16 protein-coding genes and 1 pseudogene are annotated in these 16,763 nt (G+C 64.5%); 9 read left to right on the top strand and 8 right to left on the bottom strand.

The window, feature by feature from the left end; translation table 11 throughout:
* Positions 1-22: 22 nt before the first annotated feature.
* Positions 23-2,188 (top strand): catalase/peroxidase HPI, encoded by a 2,166-nt coding sequence (katG, locus tag RX327_RS35825; RefSeq protein ID WP_317248693.1) that lies wholly within the window; start codon positions 23-25, stop codon positions 2,186-2,188.
* A gap of 99 nt (positions 2,189-2,287) precedes the next feature.
* Here katG and RX327_RS35820 read toward each other — a convergent pair whose 3' ends face one another.
* From RX327_RS35820 to RX327_RS35810, 3 genes are all read right to left on the bottom strand, one after another.
* Positions 2,288-2,488: a hypothetical protein gene (locus RX327_RS35820; protein WP_050387232.1), complete on the bottom strand. Its 201-nt coding sequence runs from the start codon at positions 2,486-2,488 to the stop codon at positions 2,288-2,290.
* 110 nt (positions 2,489-2,598) lie between these two features.
* Positions 2,599-3,609 (bottom strand): aldo/keto reductase, encoded by a 1,011-nt coding sequence (locus RX327_RS35815; protein WP_317248692.1) that lies wholly within the window; start codon positions 3,607-3,609, stop codon positions 2,599-2,601.
* A gap of 102 nt (positions 3,610-3,711) precedes the next feature.
* Positions 3,712-4,137: a PaaI family thioesterase gene (locus tag RX327_RS35810; protein ID WP_317248691.1), complete on the bottom strand. Its 426-nt coding sequence runs from the start codon at positions 4,135-4,137 to the stop codon at positions 3,712-3,714.
* A gap of 92 nt (positions 4,138-4,229) precedes the next feature.
* Between RX327_RS35810 and RX327_RS35805 the strand changes: the two genes are divergently transcribed.
* Entirely contained in the window at positions 4,230-4,859 is a 630-nt protein-coding gene (locus RX327_RS35805; RefSeq protein ID WP_317248690.1) for a CoA pyrophosphatase, read from the top strand.
* A gap of 11 nt (positions 4,860-4,870) precedes the next feature.
* Here the strand turns inward: RX327_RS35805 and RX327_RS35800 are convergent, their stop codons facing one another.
* Positions 4,871-5,086: a hypothetical protein gene (locus tag RX327_RS35800; RefSeq protein ID WP_244482583.1), complete on the bottom strand. Its 216-nt coding sequence runs from the start codon at positions 5,084-5,086 to the stop codon at positions 4,871-4,873.
* A 148-nt stretch (positions 5,087-5,234) separates the two neighbouring features.
* Between RX327_RS35800 and RX327_RS35795 the strand changes: the two genes are divergently transcribed.
* Positions 5,235-6,431 (top strand): hypothetical protein, encoded by a 1,197-nt coding sequence (locus RX327_RS35795; RefSeq protein ID WP_317248689.1) that lies wholly within the window; start codon positions 5,235-5,237, stop codon positions 6,429-6,431.
* Between the two features lie 119 nt (positions 6,432-6,550).
* Here RX327_RS35795 and RX327_RS35790 read toward each other — a convergent pair whose 3' ends face one another.
* Positions 6,551-6,850: a hypothetical protein gene (locus RX327_RS35790; RefSeq protein WP_410712120.1), complete on the bottom strand. Its 300-nt coding sequence runs from the start codon at positions 6,848-6,850 to the stop codon at positions 6,551-6,553.
* Positions 6,851-7,054: 204 nt separating this feature from the next.
* Between RX327_RS35790 and RX327_RS35785 the strand changes: the two genes are divergently transcribed.
* Entirely contained in the window at positions 7,055-7,534 is a 480-nt protein-coding gene (locus RX327_RS35785) for a hypothetical protein (protein ID WP_410712119.1), read from the top strand.
* Between the two features lie 19 nt (positions 7,535-7,553).
* Positions 7,554-8,456, top strand: a complete 903-nt coding sequence (locus RX327_RS35780) for an HpcH/HpaI aldolase/citrate lyase family protein (RefSeq protein ID WP_063779987.1) — start codon at positions 7,554-7,556, stop codon at positions 8,454-8,456.
* 11 nt (positions 8,457-8,467) lie between these two features.
* On the opposite strand, the gene RX327_RS35775 is transcribed toward RX327_RS35780, so the two are convergent.
* Together RX327_RS35775 and RX327_RS35770 are read right to left on the bottom strand one after the other, a co-directional pair.
* A complete protein-coding gene (locus tag RX327_RS35775; protein ID WP_050387237.1) occupies positions 8,468-9,682 on the bottom strand; it encodes an EAL domain-containing protein in 1,215 nt (404 codons plus the stop codon).
* Positions 9,683-10,042: 360 nt separating this feature from the next.
* On the bottom strand, positions 10,043-11,329 hold the full coding sequence (locus tag RX327_RS35770) for an MFS transporter (protein ID WP_050387238.1): 1,287 nt from the start codon (positions 11,327-11,329) through the stop codon (positions 10,043-10,045).
* 147 nt (positions 11,330-11,476) lie between these two features.
* Between RX327_RS35770 and RX327_RS35765 the strand changes: the two genes are divergently transcribed.
* The 4 genes and pseudogenes from RX327_RS35765 (at position 11,477) to RX327_RS35750 (ending at position 15,976) form a co-directional block, all read left to right on the top strand.
* Entirely contained in the window at positions 11,477-12,424 is a 948-nt protein-coding gene (locus RX327_RS35765) for a TAXI family TRAP transporter solute-binding subunit (RefSeq protein ID WP_317248688.1), read from the top strand.
* A gap of 178 nt (positions 12,425-12,602) precedes the next feature.
* Positions 12,603-14,707, top strand: a pseudogene (locus RX327_RS35760) (TRAP transporter permease).
* The gene (locus RX327_RS35755) at positions 14,668-15,081 is read left to right on the top strand and encodes a DUF1850 domain-containing protein (RefSeq protein WP_317248687.1); all 414 of its coding nucleotides are present in this window, start codon (positions 14,668-14,670) and stop codon (positions 15,079-15,081) included. The pseudogene RX327_RS35760 and the gene RX327_RS35755 overlap by 40 nt, the downstream one beginning before the upstream one ends.
* Before the next feature lie 88 nt (positions 15,082-15,169).
* On the top strand, positions 15,170-15,976 hold the full coding sequence (locus RX327_RS35750) for a glucose 1-dehydrogenase (RefSeq protein ID WP_317248686.1): 807 nt from the start codon (positions 15,170-15,172) through the stop codon (positions 15,974-15,976).
* Between the two features lie 6 nt (positions 15,977-15,982).
* Here RX327_RS35750 and RX327_RS35745 read toward each other — a convergent pair whose 3' ends face one another.
* Positions 15,983-16,753, bottom strand: coding sequence for a hypothetical protein (locus RX327_RS35745; RefSeq protein ID WP_317248685.1), 771 nt, complete (start codon positions 16,751-16,753; stop codon positions 15,983-15,985).
* Between the last annotated feature and the right edge of the window lie 10 nt (positions 16,754-16,763).

Below are 16,763 nucleotides of genomic sequence, written 5' to 3'. Positions count from 1 at the left end.
TCCATCACCTCGGAGAAGAAACATGGACGCAAAAACCGACGAAGGCGCGGGCAAATGCCCATTCACGGGCGGACCTCGCGGGCACACGAATCGTGACTGGTGGCCGGAGACGCTCGACGTTCAGGTGTTGCATCGGAACTCCAGCCTGTCCGATCCGATGGGCAAGGGCTTCGACTACGCCAAGGAATTCAAGAGCCTCGATCTCAACGCCGTGATCAAGGACCTCACGGCCCTGATGACGACGTCGCAGGAATGGTGGCCCGCCGATTTCGGTCACTATGGCGGCCTCATGATCCGCATGGCCTGGCACAGCGCGGGCACTTACCGCATCACCGACGGCCGCGGTGGCGCCGGAGCCGGTCAGCAGCGCTTCGCGCCGCTCAACAGCTGGCCCGACAACGCCAATCTCGACAAGGCGCGCCGTCTGCTCTGGCCGATCAAGCAGAAATACGGCCGCAAGATTTCCTGGGCCGATCTGATGGTGCTCGCCGGCAACGTCGCGCTGGAATCGATGGGCTTCAAGACCTTTGGTTTCGCCGGCGGTCGCGTCGACGTCTGGGAGCCGGAAGAGCTCTATTGGGGTCCGGAAGGCACCTGGCTCGGCGATGAGCGCTACAGCGGTGAGCGTCAGCTTGCCGAGCCGCTCGGCGCGGTGCAGATGGGCCTCATCTACGTCAATCCGGAGGGGCCGAACGGCAAGCCGGATCCGGTCGCTGCGGCCAAGGACATCCGCGAGACGTTCGCCCGCATGGCGATGAACGACGAAGAGACCGTCGCGCTGATCGCCGGCGGCCACAGCTTCGGCAAGACCCACGGCGCCGGCGATGCATCGCTGGTCGGTCCGGAGCCGGAAGCGGGCGCGCTGGAAGATCAGGGCCTCGGCTGGAAGAGCAAGTTCGGCACCGGCGTCGGCCCTGACGCGATCACCGGCGGTCCCGAGGTCACCTGGACCCAGACCCCGACGAAGTGGAGCAACAACTTCTTCGAGAACCTGTTCAATTTCGAATGGGAGCTGACGAAGAGCCCGGCTGGTGCGCAGCAGTGGACGGCCAAGAACGCCGAGGCGATCATCCCCGATGCTTTCGACAAGTCGAAGAAGCATCGGCCGACGATGCTGACGACCGACCTCTCGCTGCGCTTCGATCCCGTGTACGAGAAGATCTCGCGTCGCTTCCTGGAGAACCCGGATCAGTTCGCGGACGCCTTCGCCCGCGCCTGGTTCAAGCTCACCCATCGCGATATGGGCCCGATCCAGCGCTATCTCGGCCCGCTGGTGCCGAAGGAGACGCTGATCTGGCAGGACCCGGTACCGGCGCTCGATCACGCCGCGATCGACGACAAGGATATCGAGGCGCTCAAGGCGAAGATCCTGGGCTCCGGCCTCTCGGTGTCCGAGCTGGTCTCGACCGCCTGGGCGTCGGCCTCGACGTTCCGCGGCTCCGACAAGCGCGGCGGCGCCAATGGCGCGCGTATTCGTCTCGCGCCGCAGAAGGATTGGGAGGTGAACGAGCCGGCTCAGCTCGCCAAGGTGCTCGGCAAGCTCGAAGCGATCCAGAAGGAGTTCGGCAAGAAGGTCTCGCTGGCCGATCTGATCGTACTCGGCGGCGCGGCTGCGATCGAGAAGGCGGCCAACAACGGCGGCACCAGTGTGAAGGTCCCCTTCACGCCGGGCCGCACCGATGCGACGCAGGACCAGACCGATGTCGAATCGTTCGCTCCGCTCGAGCCGCGGGCTGACGGCTTCCGCAACTATATCGGCGGCAAGCATCAGTTCCTGCAGCCGGAAGAGGCCTTGGTCGACCGTGCACAGCTCCTGCGGTTGACCGGACCGGAATTGACGGTCCTCGTCGGCGGCCTGCGCGTGCTCGGCGCCAATGCCAAGAAGTCCAAGCACGGCGTCTTCACCGGCAAGCCGGGGACGCTCACCAACGACTTCTTCCTCAACCTGCTCGACATGGGCACGGTGTGGAGCGATGCCGGCCAGGGCGTCTATGAGGGCCGCGACCGCAAGACCAAGGCGGTGAAGTGGACCGCCACCCGCGTCGATCTGATCTTCGGCTCGCACTCGCAGCTGCGGGCGTTCGCCGAGGTCTACGGCCAGTCCGACTCCAAGGAGCAGTTCGTGAAGGACTTCGTCGCGGCCTGGGCCAAGGTGATGAACGCCGACCGCTTCGACCTCGTGAAGTAAGCGGCGAGCAAACGGCAATCAGGGCAGGGCGGCGCTTCGGCGCCGCCCTGTTTCATTTGGAGGACGATGAGGAAGGTTTTCGCGGTTTGCCGATCCCGTTCAATCATGCAGCTTCATGTCGCGGATGATCTCCTCGAACTCCGCCTGCGTCGGGGCCGCCAGTGCGACTTGCGGCGCGCTGCTTGTCGCGGTGGGCACGTCGCACTGCGAGGCACCGCGCGAAGGTTCGAAGATTGCGGTCAGGCTCGCCCAGCAGACGAGGAGGGCCACGATCCAGTCCAGTACATTGGATGCCGTCATTGCAGCACCAGCATCAGCATTTCCATGCCCTGACTGCGCGACGCTTGCGCAATTCGGAAGCTACGAAACGTAACTTCGGCGTTGCCGAGACGAGCGCCGACGCTGCGATGCTATCCGGTCCGCGCCCGGCGTCCCTCGATCGGATAGGCGGGGTCGTTGAAGCCCGGCGTCGAGGGATGGCCGGTGACGACGAGGCGGTCGATCAGGGCTTCGTCCTCGGCGGTGAAGCGGTAGTCGAGCGCGCGGATATAGTCGTCCCATTGCGCTTCGGTGCGCGGCCCCGCGATCACGGCGCTGACGAACGACGAGTTCAGCACCCAGGACACCGCGAACTGCCCGGCGGTGATGCCTTTGCTCTCGGCGTGGCGCTTGATCTCCTGCGCGAGCTCGAGCGATTCCGGCCGCCACTCGGTCTGCATCATGCGCTTGTCGTTGCGCCCCGCACGTGTGTCCGCGGGCGGCGCCGCGTCGGGTGCGTATTTGCCGGTGAGCACGCCGCGCGCCAAGGGGCTATAGGGCACGATGCCGAGACCGTAATAGGAACAGGCCGGGAAGTGCTCGACCTCCGGCATGCGGTTCATGGCGTTGTAGTAAGGCTGGCTCACCGCGGGTCGATCGATGCCGAGCCGGTCGCAGATGTTGCAGATCTCGGCGACGCGCCAGGCGCGGTAGTTGGAGACGCCGAAATAGCGCACCTTGCCCGCGCGGATCAGGTCACCCATCGCGCGCACCGTCTCTTCCAGCGGTGTCACGTGATCTTCCTTGTGCAGATAGTAGATGTCGATGTGATCGGTGCCGAGCCGCGTCAGGCTTTCGTCGGCGGCCTGCAAGACCCAGCGTCGTGACAGGCCGCCACGGTTCGGGTCGTTACCCATGGGGTTGGCGAGCTTCGTGGCGAGCACCCAGTTCGACCGGCTGTTGGAGATCGCGCGCCCCACGACCTCCTCGGACTTGCCGCCATTATAGGCGTCGGCGCTGTCGATGAAGTTGATGCCGGCCTCGCGCGCCTTCGCCACGATCCGCGCCGAGGTCGCCTCATCGGTCGGTCCGCCGAACATCATGGTGCCCAGGCAGATCGGCGACACTTTCAGGCCGCTGCGGCCGAGTTGGCGGTATTGCATCTGGCACTCCCTCCGGTGTCATTCCGGGGCGATGCGCCGGCATCGAACCCGGAATCTCGAGATTCCGGGCTCATCGCTTCGCGATGCCCCGGAATGACAGGATCAGCTGTCGTTCTTCAGGATCTTGAACACGCCGTTGGCCATCGCGATACAGCGCTTGTCGACGGTCACCTCGGCCGTCATGAAAATCAGGGTGCGGGTCGAGCGTACCACGCGCGGGCGGGAGATCAGGATGTCGCCGATCTGGCCGGCCTCGACGAAGTGGGTGTCGAGCTGCACCGTCGCAAGCGTCGGCTTGCCCGAGACGAAGCGTGCGGTCATGCCGCAGGTGCGGTCGGCGAAGGTCATCATCACGCCGCCCTGGACCATGCCACGGCGATTGTGGTGCTTGTCCTCGGTGATCAGCGCGAGTTCAAGCGCGCCGTCCTTCAACCGTTCCCACAACGGGCCGATCAACGTCAGGAATCCCGTGGTTTCGGCAATCTTCCAGCCGTCGGATTTGAGTTTGTCCGCGGCCTTGGCCGTCATGAGGTGGGGTCCGTTGCTTGCTGATGATTGATCGCAGGAGGCATGTGCTAGCAGTCATTTCATCAAACGCTGTTGTGTTGTAGTCAAGGTCAATGGCCCGCACATTTGACGATGCCACCCGGCGGAATATCGCAGAGCTCTGTGCCGCATTCGCACGCCTGGCGCCCGCGGACGCCGCGCCGACGCTGAAGCGCGCGGCGGTCGCGATCGCGCTGACCGAAGGCGATGACGGCAGCGGCACGGCGTTTCTGCTGACCCGCCGCAGCGCGCGCCTGCGCGCCCATCGCGGTCAATGGGCGCTGCCGGGCGGCCGATGCGATCCCGGCGAGACGCCGGTCGAAGCGGCGCTGCGCGAGCTCGACGAGGAGCTCGGGCTCGCGTTGTCGAAGCGCGACGTGCTCGGCATGCTCGACGACTATCCGACGCGGTCCGGCTATCTGATCACGCCGGTCGTGGTCTGGGCTGCGGGCAGCGGCGCGATCCGGCCGAACCCGGAGGAGGTCGCGTCCGTGCATCGCATCGGCCTCGATGCGATCGAGCCCGATGATGCGTTCAGCTTTGTCACGATCCCGGAGAGCTCGCGCCGCGTGATCCGCTTCCGCCTCGGTGGCCAGCAGATCCATGCGCCGACGGCCGCACTGATCTATCAATTTCGCGAGGTGCTGGCCGGCCGCAGCACCCGCGTCGCCGAACTGGAGCAGCCGGTATTCGCATGGAAGTAGCGACGATGACGCTATTTGTGATGCCGCTTGCGGGCGTTCATCTTCATTGATTTCCCCTGCGCACCAGGCGAATGCACCGCGACCTCGGGTTCCGGAGGCGCCCGCGACACATTCTCGTAACATGTGAAGCGTGAACGCGTATCCGGAAACGATCCGCAGTCCGGACGCTCGGCGCGCGCCGGTGCGGCGAGCGTCAACGCGCAGGCGGCGGCGAGCCAGAGTGCCATTCTCATCGCAAGCTCCAAGGCTTTCTCCAAGGCTTTCGTCGGAGAACACCGCATTGTGGCGAATATTCTGCATTGATCGCGGCATCCGGCCGCTGCGATCCGGACAATTCCGGGCTGACTTCGCGGCCGTGCTTGCTACAACGAGGCCATGCGCCCGCAATTGATTCGTCTGTGCCCTGGATTTTTCGCGCTCGCGCTCGTCGCCGGCGCGCCGTCCGTATTTGCCGGCGAGGCCGGCGCGCTGCCGCCTTCCGTCGCCAATGCGATGGCGCAGGCATCGCCGCAGGCGATCATGGAATATCGCCGCAAGCTGCAGGAATATCAGGAGGCGCGCGCCGCCTTCGAGCAGGATGCGAGCGCCTATTGGAACGCGATCGCCGAGAAGAGGCGCGGGCGCAATGCCAAGCGGCGCGACCGCGTGCAGATCTCGCTGGACGATTACGTGCTACAGCAGCCGCCGGTCTATGAGGGGCCGAAGCGGCCGGTCAATCCGGCTCCGGAAGAGGAGGAAGGCAAGCCGCCGCGTCCGCCCAAGACGCTCCCGGTGGCCTCGGATCTGGTCAGAGCGGCCGGCGAACACTACCAGTTCACGCCGCAGCGCCCGTCCAGCGAGCTCGAGTTCAAGCGCGCCTATGCGCGCTACGCATTGGCCAACGGCTTGACACGTGAGCAGGCGGTGCGGGTCTATTCGTTCGAGACCGGCGGCACCGGAAGTTACGACGTGCAGGCGGGCATCGAGCACGGCGGCAAGCGCGCGATCTCGACCGCGATGGGCTACAACCAGCTGCTGACGACCAACAGCGTCGAGCTGTTGGCCGAGCAGGGCCATGAACTCGTGCGGGATCTGACCGAGCGGGTTGCGAGGACGCAGGGGCCCGCGCGCAAGGCGATGGAGCACAAGCTCGCGGTGCTGAAGAAGATGGTCGCGTTCACGCGCACCGTGCCCGACGACTGGTCGGCGCATCAGCGCCTCGCCGATACGCCGCAGGGCTGGGCGTGCCACGCGATGGTGCTCGACATCGATATCGGCCCGATGCTGCAGACCCACAAGCTGCTGACGTCCGTGCTGTTCGCCCGCGCCAAAGGCTACACCCGACCGCTCTCCGCGGCCGAGCTCGAAATGATGAACCTCACTGGCGATGGCACCGGTCTCGACATGGTAACGATGCCGCAGGCGATGCGCGAGAAGGTGCCGACCTCGAACTTCTTCCAGCGCGGCGGCTACGAGCGCAATCCGGTCGCGATCCGCCACAACACGGTGGCCAAGCTGCTGGCGGTCACGGACGATCGGATGGACGTGAACAGCGGCAAACCCGGCGCCAGGGAATTGGCGGCGGCGTTTTGATGCCTGCCGAAAACCGTCAGGGTATTTCCTGCTCTGATCGAATCAGAACCGGAGCCCTGGACTCTTCATTTGACGCGTTTTCTTAACGCGAACCGGCGTCCACTTCGCTCGAAAACGCTCTAATTCGAGCCGAACTTGAACTTGCCGTCGCCTTCCAGATAAGGCCCGCTCCGCATGTAGAGCTGGCCGTTCTGGCCGATGAAGAACAGCGTGCCCTTCGGCACCTTCTTGGCTCCCTTCAGCAGCTCGCCGGCGTTGCTGGTACCCATTTTGTAGGAATAGGTTTTGCCGTCCCTGTCATAGGCATAGCCCATGTCGGGCTTGAGCTCCCAGGGCGCAGCCTCCTGCGCGAATGTGCAGGTCGTCATCGCGGCAAAAGCCGCAGTCGCAATAAAAGTCTTGGTCAAAAAATGCGTCATGATCCACCTCCGGCCGAGAAAACGGCGTCGTCCCCACGTTTTTTGAACAAATCACGAACGATGTTCGCGCGTCAATACGACAATCGGCGCGACCGCTCGCGGATCGGGGACTTTGTGATTTCCCGCATCAAGCTTGGCGACTATTTTCGCGTTACCGTTTACAAACGCTTTGATTGCCGGAAACACTACCTTGGGATGATCAGGATGAACCACGTCATGAAGATCGGAATCGGTGTCGCTCTGTCGTTCATGACGCTGGCGTCAGTCGCGCAGGCGGACGAGTTCAGGCTCTCCAACAACCAGCGGATCTCCTGCAGCCGCGGCCTGTCCGCCGGCAAGCTCAATACCGCGACCTGCAAGTCCTACACTTATCTCTTCAACACCAAGACCTCGGAATATTTCCGCTGCCAGGTTTCGCTGGCGCTGACCCGTGACAACAAGGAAGTGATCAACGTCCAGACCGACGGTGGCTGCACCAAGAAGTCGCGCATCTTCGAGACCGACGGAAAGTATGATTTCGACGCGACCGAGACCGAGCCGCCGAACACCAACTCGTTCTTCGGTCCCGGCGGTTATTCGGTCTGGGCCGCCGACGTCACGGCGCAGAAAGTGCGCGGCTGCATCATCATCTCCTCCGGCCTCGGCTCCGATATCTCCAAATGCCTGGACATGACGTTCCAGTGACGGCGGCGCTGATAGCGTGATGCGCAAGCTGCGCCCGGCCCCGCTGTGCCGCTCCTGGCTGTTTCTCGAAGGCGCCAACGAGGACGTGCTGCAGCACGCGGCCGCCAGTGGTGCCGACGTGCTGATCCACGAGCTCGAGGATTTTACCCCGCCATCGCTGCGCCCGAAGGCGCGGGCCCTGGCGGCCGAGCTCTACGCGGCCTGGCGCGACCAGGGCGTGGTGGTCGCGGTCCGCGTCAATCCGCTGGACCAGGACGGCATGGACGATCTCGCCGCCGTGATGCGCGGACGTCCGGATATCGTCGCACTGCCGAAGGTCGCCGAGCCGCACCATGTCGTCAGGCTCGACGAGGCGGTGACGCGGTTCGAGCGCGACTACGGTATCGCCGAGGGATCGACGTCGCTGCTGCCGAATATCGAGTTCGCGCGCGGTCTGGTGCAGACCGGTGCGATCGCCATGGCGAGCCGGCGCGTCATCGGTTGCCTGATGGCCTCCGAAGACCTCGCCGCCGATCTTGGTGCCGAGCGCGGCAGCGATGGCCTGGAGCTGGCTTACGCGCGGCAGCGCTTCATCGTCGAATGTCGTGCCGCTGATGTCGTCGCGGTCGATTGTCCCTACACCTGGAGCGACGCTGAAGGCGTCGAACGCGACACGATCTGGGCGCGGCGGCTGGGTTACACCGCAAAGAGCCTGGTCGATCCCGCGCATGCCTCGATCGTCAACGGCGTCCTGACGCCGAGCGAGGAGGAGATGCGCCAGGCGGGCAGGATCGTCGCGGCGTTCGAAGCGGCGCGGACAAAGGGCTTGGGGCGCGTCGAACTTGACGGCTCGTTGCTCGAGGTCCCGACCTATTCCAATGCAAAACGCCTGATCGCGCGCGGCGAAGCGCTGCGCGCGATCGATCGCGGCGTTCGAGCCTGATCGGCCGTGCCTCAGGAGGCCGACTCTTTCTCCGAGAAATGCATGCGTGAGCGGGCGAACTTCTTGACGCCCATCGGCTTGCCGAACAGGTAACCCTGGACCTGATCGAAATCCATCTCGTGCGCGGCGAGAAAGTCCGCGCGCGTCTCGACTCCCTGGGCAACAACCTGCGCGTCGTTGTCGTGGGCCAGCTCCACGACACGCCGGCACACCGTCTGCTTCAGGCGCTGATCCGCGCAGCCGGTGACGAATTGATGGTCGACCTTGAGCTGGACGAATGGAAAGTTCGGCAGTCCCAGCAAAGACGGCCAGTTGGCGCCGACATTGTCGATCGAGATGCCGATATTGTGCAGCCGAACGCGCCGGGCGACATCGATCGCCAGATCCAGATTATCGACCACGTCGGTGCTGTCGATCTCGATCAAAAGGCCGGCGAAGGCCGCATGATCCGGCATCCGGTAACAGAGCTCGCGCACGGCACGATCGTCGGCGAGGAAGGAGATCGGCAGGTTGATCGAGAGATTGACCGGCCCGGTCTGCTCGAGGAGATAGCGCCAGTCCTCGATTGCGCGCTCGATCACGAACTCGGACAGCGCATGAAAATGCGGATCGCTTTCGTCCGGGATGAAGTAGGCCGGCGGCACGACGCCCCAGGCCGGATGGCGCATCCGGATCAGCGCCTCGGCGCCGCTCGGCACCAGCGTCCGGAGATGAATTTTCTGCTGATACCACAGCTCGAGCCAGCCGGCCTTCAGCGCTTCGGGCACGTCCACCGCCGGGCTCGGCGCGGGTTCAAGCGGCATCAATGACGCAAGACTGTCGCGAAGGGTCCCGGCGCTGAACGGCGTCGACAGCGCCGGCAGCATGGCGATGCCGTACTCGTCGCCGATTTGCCGGACCGCCTTGACGATGATCGAGTCCGGCTGCCCGATGACGAGGACCTTGCCGCCATAGTCCTTTCTCACCAAAGTCTCGAGAATTTTACTGACTTCGATGCCGTCCACGGACACGCCGAGCACCAGGAGATCGGGCCGTTCCGCGTCCAGAACGGTGTCGAGTTCCAAGGCCTGGCTGCATTCACTGGTGATGAAGCCGAGGTCTTCCAGCGCCTCGGCGAGGAAGGTCCGAAGGTGTTTTTTGCTGTCCGCAATGCATGCGCGTGGGGTCAGCTTGCGATGTCCGAACCAGCCGGCTCGTGCGTGTCCGATGTGACTGATGTGATTCATGCCCCGCCTTGTCCGTAGTTACCCCGGCTTGACTCGTACATCCTAGAGCGGCGGCAATCATGGAAATTTCTGGTTCATACATTGATTGCCTCGCTAACCTTAAAGGATTCAATTCGATTCAAATGACCGTGGAATCGCGACGTCTCACCGCTGTTACGCGTGCAACAAATGCGTCATCTGACGGTCATAAGCGCGATCGCGTCCGACTTTGCGCATCGGCAGAAACTCTGTGCGCGTGTGTCATCGAGAGACGGCGTTAATGACTGTGTTGACGCGTCGACGCCGACGCGCAACTGCGTCATTGTCGGACATCGGATCGCATCACGCTGGGCGACTCATCGAGCGCGACCGCGAATCAGATCATCCGTTTTCTGACGCCAATGCAGATGTGCGTGACGTTGCCGCTGCCGCTCGCAACGTCTCCGGCATCAACGTGCAGTAGCCGATCAACCCGGCGCAAGCGACGGCTGCAAGGAGCAGGAATGCGGCGCTGTAACCGGCGTGGACAACAATGAATCCAGCGACAACCATGCTCAGCGCTCCGCCGAGGCTGGTTGCCGTGGCGATCGCGCCCTGGCTGACATTGAAATGCCCGGTACCGTCCGTGAGATCGGCAACCACGAGCGGGAACAACGCCCCGAATATTCCGGCGCCGATGCCGTCGAGCAATTGCACCGACACCAGCCAGTATGGATTGTCCGACAACGGATAGAGTGCGCCACGGATCGCCAGCACCGCGAGCGCGATCGCGAAGATCGGCTTGCGGCCCCAGACGTTTGCCTTGCGTCCGACCAGCATGGCGACCGGCACCATCACCACCTGCGCCGCGATGATGCAGACCGACATCAGCGATGTTCCGAGGTTGCGATTGACCAGTGCGAGCTTCTGCCCGACCAGCGGCAGCATTGCCGCATTGGCAAAGTGAAAGATCACGGTCGACACCGCGAAGATCAGCAGCGGCTTGCTGGTCAGCAGCACGCGAAAGCCGGATGGCCGGTCATGCGCTGTGCGGTGCCCTTCGACGATATCGTCGAGGCCGCGCGCAACCTGGTGATCGATGGCGGCGGGTGGGATCGACAGCGTCGCGGCAATGCTGGCGAGGGCCATTGCCGCGAGCAGCCAGAACACCACCACTGGACCGAACCAGTAGGCGGTGCCGCCGGCGATCGCGGCGGCCACCGCGTTGCCGGCGTGATTGAAGGCTTCGTTGCGGCCGGTTCGCGCCGCGAAGGTCTTGGGTCCGACAATGCCAAGCGTCACCGCGGCGATCGCCGGCGCGAACACCGAACCGGCGGCGGCCGCCAGCGCCTGGGTCGCGGCAACCAGTTCAAACCGGTCGAGCTGTGGCAGCAGGAGGCACGCGGCGGTCACGGCAATGGCGGCGGCGATCATCAATCCGCGCTTGGCGCGGCTGCGGTCGATCAGGGCGCCGGCCGGGGTCTGGGCGATGATTCCGGCGATGGCCGCGATCGACATCACCGAGCCGATCGAGGCCTCGTCCCACTGCCGTTCGGTCAGGAGGTAGATAGCCAGATAGGGGCCGAGCCCGTCCCGCACGTCGGCGAGGGAGAAGTTCAACGCATCGAGCGCCCGCCCAACGGTCGTCCCGGATGGCTGCAAGTCATACCTCGCGGCGAGATTGCGCATCTTAACCCGCCCGCAGGCGGCGAGTTCCCGCGCAGGTAAGGTAGTGTTGCCAGTGGGGATTTTCGCCGCGCATGCGTCATTTGGATGGGTTGACCCGGCGGGGGTGTCCGGCCAATTTCCGGCCGGCTTAAGGGGAGAATAATACTCATGAATTCCAAGTTGATGGCTGCCGCGATGGTGGCAGCCAACGTTTTGTCCGCGCCTGTCGCGCAGGCCGAGCAGTTCATCAACGTGCTGACCGGCGGCACCTCGGGCGTCTACTATCCGCTCGGCGTCGCAATCGGAAAGATCTACGGCGACAAGATTCCGAACGTGAAGACGCAGGTGCAGGCCACCAAGGCGTCGGTCGAGAATCTGATCCTGCTGCAGCAGGGGCGCGGCGAGCTGGCGTTCACGCTGGGCGATTCGCTGAAAGCGGCCTGGGACGGCGAGGAGGAGGCGGGCTTCAAGACCAAGCTCGACAAGCTCCGGACCATCGGCGCGATCTACCCGAACTACATCCAGATCGTCGCGACCGCCGATAGTGGCATCAAGACGCTCGCCGACCTCAAGGGCAAGAGCCTGTCGGTTGGCGCGCCCAAGTCCGGCACGGAGCTGAACTCGCGTGCGATCCTCGCGGCCGCCGGCATGAGCTACAAGGATCTCGGCAAGGTCGAGTATCTGCCCTTCGCCGAATCGGTCGATCTCATGAAGAACCGGCAGCTCAGCGCCACGCTGCAATCGGCCGGGCTCGGCGTTGCCTCGCTGAAGGACCTGTCGACGTCGAGCCCGATCACGGTGGTGTCGGTGCCGAAGGAAGCCGTCGACAAGATCGGCCCTCCCTTCGTCTCGGCGATCATTCCGGCCAAGACCTATACCGGTCAGGACAAGGACGTGCCGACTGCCGCGGTCGTGAACTACCTCGTGACCTCGAGTGCGGTATCGGACGATCTCGCCTATCAGATGACCAAGCTGGTCTACGAGTCGCTGCCAGAACTCGTCAACGCGCACGCGGCTGGCAAGGAGATCAAGCTCGAGACCGCAGCCAATGGCAGCCCGGTTCCGCTGCACCCCGGCGCGATCCGCTATTACAAGGAAAAAGGGCTGCTCAAGTAAGGCCAGTTACGCTTCGAGGGTGTCATGGCCGGCGCCCGTCCCCGACTTGATCGGGGACGACCCGGCCATCCATCTTTCCAAAGACGTTGATTTTTCGATGGATGCGCGGGTCGAGCCCGCGCATGACGTGCGGTGGGGCGCTATAAGCGCCGTTGGCACGGCGGGGGACTTAAATTCGATGCAGCAGCAGGTTGAGGGCGAGCAGCCCATCAAGGTCGAGTTCGATAATTTCGAGCATGGCTTCCCGGAAGGCTTCGGCCCGGGCGCCTGGGGGCATCTGGCTTACGCCATCGGTCTCGCCTTTGCGGTGTTCCAGCTCTATGTCGCCGCTTTCAACTATCTGCCGAGCCAGGTGGTGCGCGGCGTTCATGTCGGCTTCCTCGTTCTGCTCACCTTCGGCCTGATCGCGAACTTCACTGCGAAGAGCAATTTCGGCCGTGCGTTCGGCTGGGTGATCGGCGGCGCCGGCTTCCTCTGCGGCCTCTACCAGTGGATCTTCTACGCCGACCTGATCGCGCGCGACGGCGATCCGACCTCGATCTCGTGGTCGGCACTCTGCTCGCGGTGCTGATCTTCGAGGGCACGCGGCGCCTGATGGGCGCGGCGCTGCCGCTGATGTGCGGCGCGTGCCTGCTCTATTGGTTCTTCGGCCAGTACCTGCCGTCGCCGCTCAACCATCGCGGCTATGATTTCGACCAGATCGTCACGCATCTGTCGTTCGGCACTGAAGGATTCTACGGCGTGCCGATCTACGTGTCGGCGACCTACATCTTCCTGTTCATCCTGTTCGGCTCGTTCCTGGAGCGTGCCGGCATGATCCAGCTCTTCACCGACGTCTCGCTCGGCCTGTTCGGCCGCACCCGCGGCGGACCTGCCAAGGTCGCGGTGTTCGCCTCGGGCATGATGGGCACGATCTCCGGCTCGGGCGTCGCCAATGTCGTCACCGTCGGCCAGTTCACGATTCCCTTGATGATCAGGTTCGGTTACCGCCGCGCCTTCGCCGCCGGCGTCGAGGCGACGGCGTCGATGGGCGGACAGATCATGCCGCCGGTGATGGGCGCGGTCGCCTTCATCATGGCCGAGACGCTCGGCGTCCAGTACTCGGAGATCGTCAAGGCGGCGGCGATCCCTGCGATCCTCTATTTCGCGTCGGCCTTCTGGATGGTGCATCTGGAAGCTGGCAAGCACGGCCTCGTCGGCATGAAGCGCTCGGAAATTCCGAGCGCCTGGAAGGCGCTGGTGACGCGCTGGTATCTCGTGCTGCCGCTCGCTGCCCTGGTCTACATGCTGTTCGAGGGCTTCACGCCGCTCTATGCCGGCAGCATGGGCCTCGCGCTCACGGTCGCGCTGATCCTCGGTGCCAGCATCACGCTCGGCTTCTCCAACACCGTCGTGCGCTACATCTTCTGGATCGGACTCGCGCTCGTCGTCGCCGCGCTGTCGCGTGACGGTCTCCAGATCGTGCCGGTCGCAAGCGTCGTGGCCGGTTTGATCGTCATCGCGGCGATCACCCGCGGCGGCCGCGCCACGCTGAGAGCCTGCCGCGATGCGCTGGCCGAGAGCGCCAAATCCGCCATCACCGTCGGCATGGCCTGCGCCATCGTCGGCGTCATCATCGGCATGATGTCGCAGACTGGCGTCGGCACCATATTCGGCGGCTGGGTGATCGGGCTCGGCGAGAAGAGCCTGTTCCTGGCGCTGGTCATGACCATGCTGCTGTCGATCCTGCTCGGCACCGGCATCCCGACCATCCCGACCTACATCATCACCGCCGCGCTCGCCGCGCCGGCGCTCGCCAAGCTCGGCGTGCCGCTGATCGCGAGCCACATGTTCGCGTTCTATTACGGCATCATGGCCGACCTTTCGCCGCCGGTGGCGCTCGCCGCGCTGGCGGCGGCACCGATCGCCAAGGAGAACCCGGACAAGATCGGCTGGGAGGCGATGCGCATCGCGCTCGCCGGCTATGTCATCCCCTTCATCTTCGTCTATTCGCCGGCGCTGCTGTTGCAGACGGGCGATCCCATGGCGGCCAAGCTCGGCTTCTACGGCGCTGTGGCGCTGGCCGCCACCAAGGCGCTGGTGGCGATCGGCCTGTTCGGCATGGTTGCGATCGGCTTCCTGTTCACGCGGCTGACGCTGATCGAGCGCCTGGTCGCGCTCGGCGCTGCGTTCTGCCTGCTCGGCGAATTCCCGTTCTCGGATACGGCGGGCTTCACACTCGCCGCCGCTGTCGTGCTGTGGCAATGGCGGCAGCGTCCGCGCAATGCGGTAGCGGCGGCTTGAGCCTCTGCCTCGCTTCCGCGGGAGTCGTGAAGGCGCTGTCGATCGCGGCCTTCACGCTCGCCTGGACGCATTCGATCGAGAAGAGCGCCTGGCAGGAGGACTGGCTGGTCACGCCGGCCGGGCTCACGCTGCAACAGGCCCGCGTCAAGGGCACCGGCCCCGGCATGGAGCCGCCGCCCGAGGCGCGGCTCGTCGATGGCTGGTTTCAATGGCAGCCGAAGCGGGCGCCGATGCAAGAGGTCGTGCTCGGCAATTCCGGCGCCGCGGGCGAATGGCACCTGTGCCAGGAGGGACACTGCCAGACGTTATCGGAGATTTTCGGGCATCCGATCGGTGCTAATGTCACGACGATGAGTGCTTGCAACGATCCGTAGCCCGGATGGAGCGAAGCGCAATCCGGGAACAGTGGCCCCGGATTACGCTTCGCTCCATCCGGGCTACAATGACAAGGGAGAACAGGCGATGGATAGGCTCAAGGGCAAGGTTGCGATGGTGGTGGGCGCCGGCTCGATTGGCCCCGGCTGGGGCAATGGCAAGGCGACCGCGGTGACCTTCGCGCGCGAGGGCGCGCAGGTGTTTTGCGTCGATCGCAATGGCGCTGCGGCCGAGGAGACCGTCGGCATCATCACCGGCGAAGGCGGCAAGGCTGTCGCATTCACCGCCGATGTCTCGCGCGCCGGTGAGATCGAGGCGATGGTCGCGGCGTGCCTGAAGGCCTATGGCCGCATCGACGTGCTCGACAACAATGTCGGCATCGCCGAGATGGGCAGCGTGGTCGAGGTGAGCGAGGACAGCTGGGACCGCGTCTTCAGCGTCAACCTCAAGAGCGCCTATCTCGCCATGAAGCACGTCATCCCCGTCATGGTGAAGCAGGGCGGCGGTTCGATCATCAACATCTCCTCGATCGCCTCGATCCGCCATGTCGGCATTTCCTATGTCAGCTACAACGCGAGCAAGGCCGCGATGAACCAGATGACGCGCTCGACCGCGGTCGAGTTCGCCTCGAAGCACGTCCGCGTCAACGCGATCCTGCCGGGTTTGATGAAGACGCCGATGGTCGAGCATTCAGCGGGGCTTGCCGCCAGCTACGCCAAGGGCGACGTGGAAGCGATGTGGCGCGCGCGCGATGCGCAGGTGCCGATGGGCCACATGGGCGATGCCTTCGACGTCGCCAACGCCGCGCTGTTCCTGGCCTCGGACGAGTCGAAATACGTGACGGGAATCGAGCTCGTGGTCGACGGCGGGATCACCTCGAAGTCAGGCACGTGAAGGAGGCTATTGCGCCAGCGCCAGGATGCCGCCAGCAACGGAATGCCAGGCCGCCGAGGTGCTGATCGGCCAGTTCAACAGCTTCACCGCGACCAGTGCCAGCCCGCCATAGATATAGACCGGGTGCGGGCGGCCGCGGGTGCGCCAGTCGAACACGATCGCCACGACCAGCAGCAGATAGGCGACGAGGGCCGGTGCGATCGTGACCGGGACCGGAGGCGGCCCAACCGGTCCGGGAGGGGCGAGGAAGGTCAGGAACCAGCGCGCGATCGCGGCATCGAGGATCGAGACCGCCGCCAGCAGCATCAGGCGCTTGTGGGTCTCGCGGTCGCGCAGGCAGATGATCGCGAGCGCGAACACGACGGCGAAGAACAGGATGCCGCTGAGCGGAACGATGGCAAACGCAAGGCCCTCGCTGAGCTGTCCGATCGCAGCCGAACGCTTCATGACGCTGATCGAGGCCACGATGCCCATCATGGTCATCGCGGTCGCCAGCGAGATGCCGATCAATCCGACGCTGCGATGCCGTGCAATCCGCCCCGAGGCGGCAAGCCAGCTCTGGAACACGAAATAGAGTGTCCAGGCGAAGAACAGCAGCCCATGCAGGTGCACTACGGGAGGCGATGACAGCGAGCCTCTCGCCATCGGCATCCAATAGGTCGGGGCAAAGCCGAGAAAGGCGACCGCCATGCAGGACAGCGCCATATAGAAATAGAAGAACTTCGCCTCGACTTTCGCCGCGGCGCGCGGGGAATTGCGATCAATGAGGATTGTCATGATGTTAGGT

It is taken from the genome of Bradyrhizobium sp. BEA-2-5, assembly GCF_032918025.1.
GTDB classification, from domain to species: Bacteria; Pseudomonadota; Alphaproteobacteria; order Rhizobiales; family Xanthobacteraceae; genus Bradyrhizobium; species Bradyrhizobium pachyrhizi.
The sequence above is the reverse complement of the archived record's forward strand: the minus strand, read 5'-3'. Positions and strand labels throughout refer to the sequence as shown.